The organism is Bartonella sp. AC535YNZD (assembly GCF_042196625.1).
In the GTDB taxonomy this organism is placed as follows: Bacteria; Pseudomonadota; Alphaproteobacteria; order Rhizobiales; family Rhizobiaceae; genus Bartonella.
In genome coordinates, this window is record NZ_JBHIQP010000008.1 from 83,932 (window position 1) to 89,965 (window position 6,034).

At 44.4% G+C, this 6,034-nt stretch carries 6 protein-coding genes; all 6 read right to left on the minus strand.

Going from position 1 to position 6,034, the window contains the following annotated elements; translation table 11 throughout:
* Positions 1-11 precede the first annotated feature (11 nt).
* The 6 genes from ACFIM8_RS06360 to ACFIM8_RS06385 all read right to left on the minus strand — a co-directional run bounded on the left by ACFIM8_RS06360 (position 12) and on the right by ACFIM8_RS06385 (position 5,813).
* The gene (locus tag ACFIM8_RS06360) at positions 12-242 is read right to left on the minus strand and encodes a hypothetical protein (RefSeq protein WP_375607550.1); all 231 of its coding nucleotides are present in this window, start codon (positions 240-242) and stop codon (positions 12-14) included.
* Positions 243-358: 116 nt separating this feature from the next.
* The gene (locus ACFIM8_RS06365; protein ID WP_375607551.1) at positions 359-586 is read right to left on the minus strand and encodes a hypothetical protein; all 228 of its coding nucleotides are present in this window, start codon (positions 584-586) and stop codon (positions 359-361) included.
* Positions 583-1,245, minus strand: a complete 663-nt coding sequence (locus ACFIM8_RS06370) for a lysozyme (protein ID WP_375614665.1) — start codon at positions 1,243-1,245, stop codon at positions 583-585. The genes ACFIM8_RS06365 and ACFIM8_RS06370 overlap by 4 nt, the downstream gene beginning before the upstream one ends.
* A 63-nt stretch (positions 1,246-1,308) precedes the next feature.
* Complete coding sequence (locus tag ACFIM8_RS06375) at positions 1,309-1,638, minus strand: hypothetical protein (RefSeq protein WP_375614666.1); 330 nt, start codon at positions 1,636-1,638, stop codon at positions 1,309-1,311.
* Between the two features lie 9 nt (positions 1,639-1,647).
* Positions 1,648-5,643: a hypothetical protein gene (locus ACFIM8_RS06380; protein WP_375614667.1), complete on the minus strand. Its 3,996-nt coding sequence runs from the start codon at positions 5,641-5,643 to the stop codon at positions 1,648-1,650.
* A gap of 17 nt (positions 5,644-5,660) precedes the next feature.
* The gene (locus tag ACFIM8_RS06385; protein ID WP_375614668.1) at positions 5,661-5,813 is read right to left on the minus strand and encodes a hypothetical protein; all 153 of its coding nucleotides are present in this window, start codon (positions 5,811-5,813) and stop codon (positions 5,661-5,663) included.
* Positions 5,814-6,034: the final 221 nt, after the last annotated feature.

A 6,034-nucleotide genomic window follows, 5' to 3' on the forward strand; every position in this document is an offset into this window, starting at 1 on the left:
TTTTGTGAGTTCTAACTTTTTGTTATCCATCTTTTAAGATGTAAGAAGCTATTCTCTATGGCGTCCACAAAACGGGAAAAATCTATTACAAACATAAAGAGAATGAAGGCAATCCACTTCATGATTCGTGACATCATCTTTAAGCCTTGATAGGTCTCTATCATCTCATGAAGAAGCTGTTGTTCTGTTTCTGTAAGATCTTTATCTTTGCTGCTTCGTTTCTTGACCATCTTTCCAACCACATAAATGGGCTCCCTGCTTGTTATGCTTCAAAATATCTCTTGCAAGGTTGGAACTGATGACCTCAACATCCTGATTATCCAAATAAATGGGCAACCAGCCACCACAAGAAACAGACCTATTTGCCGCGCACCCAACGAGAAAGTTCAGAGCGCACACCACCATCACTTTTTCGATTAACTTCATTTTCTACCTCAAGACGGGTTGTTGCTGTCTTTAAAGCATTCTCTGTTTGCTTTTGCCGTTCGCTTTGCTTGCCAAGCTGAAACGCCTTGGCTAAAGCCATAAAAAAAACGGCTAAAGCCGCTGTAAACATAAGAGAATATTTCTTTAGCCAAAAAATCATAAGCGTTGCTCCCGAAAACGCTTGGCGACAATCACTATGCCCGTTACAGCCGCTAAAACCATGATGCCTGCTAATGCCCATTGCACCGGACCATTGCCTGCTAACAAGCCACCAAAACCAGAACAAGACCCTATAATCGGGGCAAGCGCTTCTATCTTTAAAAGACCGCTTGCTGTTTTCGTTTCTACCCTTTGATAATTCGAAGAAACATAAGCCCCTTTTACCCATAATCCCGCTTCTGCTGCTCGACGGTTGGCTAAACCCGCAAGAGGCTTCCCACCGACCTTATTCCATTTCTGTAATTCTAAGGGTACGGCTTCATAATCCCCTTGATTAAGCTTCTTCAACAAGGTTGACTTGCAAAAAGCTGCTGTTCCTACATTATAGCAAAATGAGACCAATGCCGCGAATTGGCAATCCGTTAACGAAACCGTCACCGATTCCTCTACCGTCTTCTCAAATTGCTTTAAGTCTTCACAAAGGATTTCTTCCGCTTGCTTTTGCGTAATACGCATGCCTTTTTTGACAAGGGGGTGACCCGCATTGCTGGTGTGACCATAACCAATCGTCCAGATACATGCCGTGTCTCTATATGCCTCTAAACGCAATCCTTCCCATTGTTTGATAAGCTCTAATCCTTCTTGCGATATCTTTCTCATCTGACGCTCCATAAAAAAAGCCCCACAAAAGTGGAGCCGGATAAAAATGTTTTCTTATGATCTCTATTGACTATGCTCTTTGATCAGCTGCTCGACTTCTTCAACACGAAAGCCAAGTTGAAAGAGCGGCGCATAGTCGCTTTCCTGTAATTCATACTGACAACGCTTTTCTACAAAATCACCATTTGAATCAAACGGTATTTCTGTTGTTCGACAAACCTTATGCGTATCATCTTCTACCCCCTCTTCCCCTTCACTGAGTTCTTTGACAAAAAACCAATAAAAACGCGTTGTCAAAAGCATCTCTAGCCTTCTTACTGTTTCAACTTTGTCAAAAGAAAGCATGTTCAGATAATCTTCTTTGCTATTTAAATGTTCTGGATATTCTATCATCTCTCCCTCCTAAACAAAATGACGCGTATGGCTACATCCACGCGCCGCAACTTGTTCATTTCCACCATTGACGATCATGGTGGCTCGAGTAAAACGCCCATTATCCGTTGTATTACTCCAGCTACCACCCCCTAACAATGCTCTCATTTCAAACGTATTTTGCGTAAGGCTTATGGGTATAGGAAACGTGCCCGATAAAAATTGCCAAACATAACCGCAACCATCCTCACAACCGATATGCGAGATCATTCGACGATTCGCCGTATCCTTATATCCACCTGAAACCTTAGAGGTTGGTTCTTTCTTGCCAACAATATGTGTCTTTTCATTGCTTCCATACATAGCAGAAGCAAACGCTTCATCACTCAGTAAAGATTTTTTAACACGCGCCATATCTGTTACATGTTCGGTATAATTACGGTTTGTTGTTATATTGGTACGATACATTGATTTCGTATTTTCACCCGTCCCTGATTGAAGATAAATATCAACCCAAAGATCTTGCAAAGGATCATAAACCATACCTTCTGGTGAACTATGCGGACGGTGATTGAGACACCAAACTGAATTGGGTAAAATATCCCCTGCTCTATAACCAGACAATGAATGACCGGAAATCGTACCAACATCCGCACAGAGCGTATGGAACCCTCCTATCTTTCGCGAATTACTCACTGTGTAATTCCTTGGATACGTAGAGTTTTCTGATAAAACAAATTTATGAGACTGTCCTCCATCAGAAACCAAATAAACATAATAATCCTTCCCCGCCGAAATAGAAGAAACGTTTATTATTGTATCTGCCGTATAACTTGCAACCAAAGTATCATTGCCTAATGCCAAGGTTATACGCGTTCCTTTCTTCAATGTGAGTTGTTTTTTCCCTGTCGCTACAAGAAACGGTGTGGAAATTGAAAAAACCGTTAAATTGGACTGTTTCAGTAAATTGTTTACCTCTTCCGCTAGCGCTTTTGCCTGTGAAGCTACTGTATGGGCTGTTGTTGCCGTTGCTAGGGAACTCTTGATACCTCCAAGCTCTTGTTTCGTCGTATCGGCTGTTTTTTTGGCTTCTTCTGCTGTCCTTTTCGCTCTATCGGCTACTTCTTTGGCTTTTTCGGCTTCGCTCTTGGCTTGATAGGCTTGTGAATCTGCCGACGCGGCTTTTTTCTTGGCTTCTTCGCCTGCCGTTTCTGCTAAACTTGCTGTAAGCTTAGCACTATCTGCTGTTTCATTCGCTTTGTGGGCTTTATTCCACGCTGCATTCGCTGTGCTTTTTGCATTTTCCACCTCACTACGCGCTTGCGTCGCATCATGTCTTGCATAACCAGCAGACTCCTTGGCTTCCTTGGCTATTTTTTGTGCCTCTTCCGCTTCTTCTTCTAAAGACGCGGCTTTCTTACCCGCTGTTTCGGCTGCCCTCTGCGCCTCTCCTGCTATATATTTTGCATTACTCGCTATTTCCTTGGCTTTTTCTACTTCATTCTTGGCTTCATACGCTCGGTCATCGGCTTTCTCTGCTATTTTCTTGGCTTCTTCACCTGCCATTTCTGCTAATCTGGCTATAGTCTTAGCGTTATTGGCTGCTTCATTCGCGTCGTAAGCTTTACTCCACGCTTCATTCGCTGTGCTTTTTACTTTTTCCACCTCACTACGCGCTTGCTCCGCATCATGGTTAGCATAACCTGCTGTCTGTTTGGCTTCTTTTGCTATTTTTTGTGCTTCTTCTGCGGCTGCTTCTAAAGACGCGGCTTTTTTACCCGCTGTTTCTGCCGCTTTCTGTGCTTGTTCTGCTGTATATTTTGCACTATTAGCTATTTCCTTGGCTTTCTCTACTTCACCCTTAGCTTCATACGCGTAGTTATTGGCTTTCTCCGCTATTTTCTTGGCTTCTTCACCTGCTGTTTCCGCTAATCTTGCTATAACCTTGGCGTCCTTCGCTGTTTCATTCGCGCTGTGGGAATTACTCCACGCTTCATGAGCTTTGTTGTCTGCTGCTTCGGCTTTTTTCTTGGCTTCGTCTGAATACATCCGCGCTAAACTTGCTATAGTCTTAGCGTCACCTGCTACTTCCTGCGCTTTATTGGCATTACTCCATCCTTCATGAGCTGTACTTTTTGCCTTTTCCACCTCACTACGCGCTTGCTCCGCATCATGTTTGGCATAACCTGCTGTCTGTTTGGCTTCTTTTGCTATCTTTTCAGCTTCACCCGCTACTGTCTCTACCTGTGATGCCTTCTTTTGTGCTCCATCAGCTACCTTCTTTGCCTCTTCGGCTATAGACTTCGCACTACCTGCTACTTGTTTTAGACCATCCAAAGCACCTTTCGTTTCTTCTGCTACCTTCTCTGCTGCTTCCGCTTTACTCTTTGCTGCTGTAGCTATACCCTTCAACGCCTCCACACTCGCTTCACCTGCCGTTTCTCCTGAACGCACCGATGCTTCTGCTGCTACCTTCGCTTCGTTGGCTATTCGTGTTGCTTCTGTTGCACTCTGTTGCGCTTGATCGGCTTTCGTCTGTGCACTATCCAACGCACTTTTGGCTTCTAAGGCTGTCGCTTTGGCGCTCCTTGCTTCTTCTTTTGCTTCTTCTGATAAGCTTTTTGCACTAGAGGCGGTTTGACTTGCTTGTTCACTCGTGGATTTCGCTTCAGTCGCAACAGTCTCTAAATTTTCTGCTTTAGATTTCGCATCGCTAGCCTCTTTTACAGCTTGCTCTACTTTCGCTGTCGCCTTATCAACGGCGCTTTTCGCTTCCTCCGCCAAACCCTTCGCCTCAGATGCCGTACTCTTAGCTTCTCTTGCTTCTGTTAATGCTGTAGTCGCTGTAGATTTTGCTTCATTCGCAACTGCCTCTACACTTTCGGCTTTAGCCTTTGCTGTTTCTGCTGTCTCCTGTGATGCTGCTGCCAACCGTTTTGCTTCTTCTGATAATGTTTTAGCTGCCTCAGCACTCCCTTTCGCATCATTGGCTATACTAGATGCCCCGCCCGCTGTTGTTTTCGCAGAAGTCGCTTCTCTTAATGCCTGTTCTGATGCCTTTTGCGCCTCTGTAGATGCCGTATTCGCTTTTTCCGCTAAACCTTTCGCCTCTTCTGACGTGCTTACAGCTGCCTCTGATTGTGATTTGGCTTCTCTTGAAGCTGTTAATGCTGTCTCTACTCCCGCTTGTACTTGTGAGGCTGTTTTTGTGAGTTCTGTAACAGAAGATGTCGCACCTTCTGATAACTCTTTTGCTTGTTCTGCAATATCCTTGGCATCATCGGCTGCCTGTTTGGCTCCATCTGCCTTTAGACTTGCTTGCATGGCTACAGTCTTAACTTCATGACACGTTGCTACCGCCGTCGCTGCTACTTGCGTCGTCTCTGTTGCTGTTTGTGAAGCTTCTCTTGCTGTTTGTTCTGCACGCGTTGCAATGGTCTTCGATTCATCGGCTAACCTCTTGGCTTCGGTCGATAAATTAACAGCATTCTCACTGCTCTGTTTGACCTCTTCAAAACGTTGTAATGCCGTAGCCAATGAACCTTTCGTACTATTGATTTCCCCTGAGGCTCTATCGACTGCTGCTTTTGTCTCTTCTGCCATGCGCTTCGCTGCATCAGAAGTATTCTTGGCTTCTTCTGCTAAGCCATTGGCTGTATCCGCTGTCTCTTTCGCAAAGCTAGCCGTTGTCGTCGCTGCTTTAGCTTCTTCCTTCGCTTCATGAGACGTCGTAAGCGCTGTTGTCGCTGTTTGAACTGTTTTCGTCACTTCGCTAAGCGCTTGTTCCGAAACCCTCTTCGATTCTTCTGCAACCTGTTGCGCACCATTCGCACGCGACATGGCTTTTTCTGCTTCTTGACGTGCATTAACAACCTGCTCTAACGGCGCAAAGGTTTCATACGAATACAAAGAGGCCGTCCCTAAAAGCTTCGGAACAACAACGCTGTCTTGCGAAGTCCCTTCTCTGATTTCCTCTTTCGTTGCAACAGGTATCAAATATTCATGTTCATGATCGGGTATCTTCATCTGTTTTATTCCTTCATTCAGAGGGCTTCATCCAATGAACACTCTTTCAAATCTTCAAGCTCTTCGCTTAACGCCTCTAAGCGCTTCTCTAAATCTTTCAGTGAACCATCAAGCTCTGTTTTCAATGCTGCTTTCAGTAAATCAAAAACCCCATGAAGAGGCGCATGCACAAGGCAACGCATTGATTTATAATGATAATTCACTGTTTTGCATATTGAATGAGAGTCCCGAATATAGTAAGATTTTCTTATTCTAAACCCTCTCAGATTGAATCAATTCATATCACTTGCTCGCACATCAAAAGCGGGGCTGGTGTGTGGGTAAAATTTATACAAGAAAGGACTAAAAATGGCTCTTATGAACCGTCTTAATGCAAGATCTGTCGCAACAT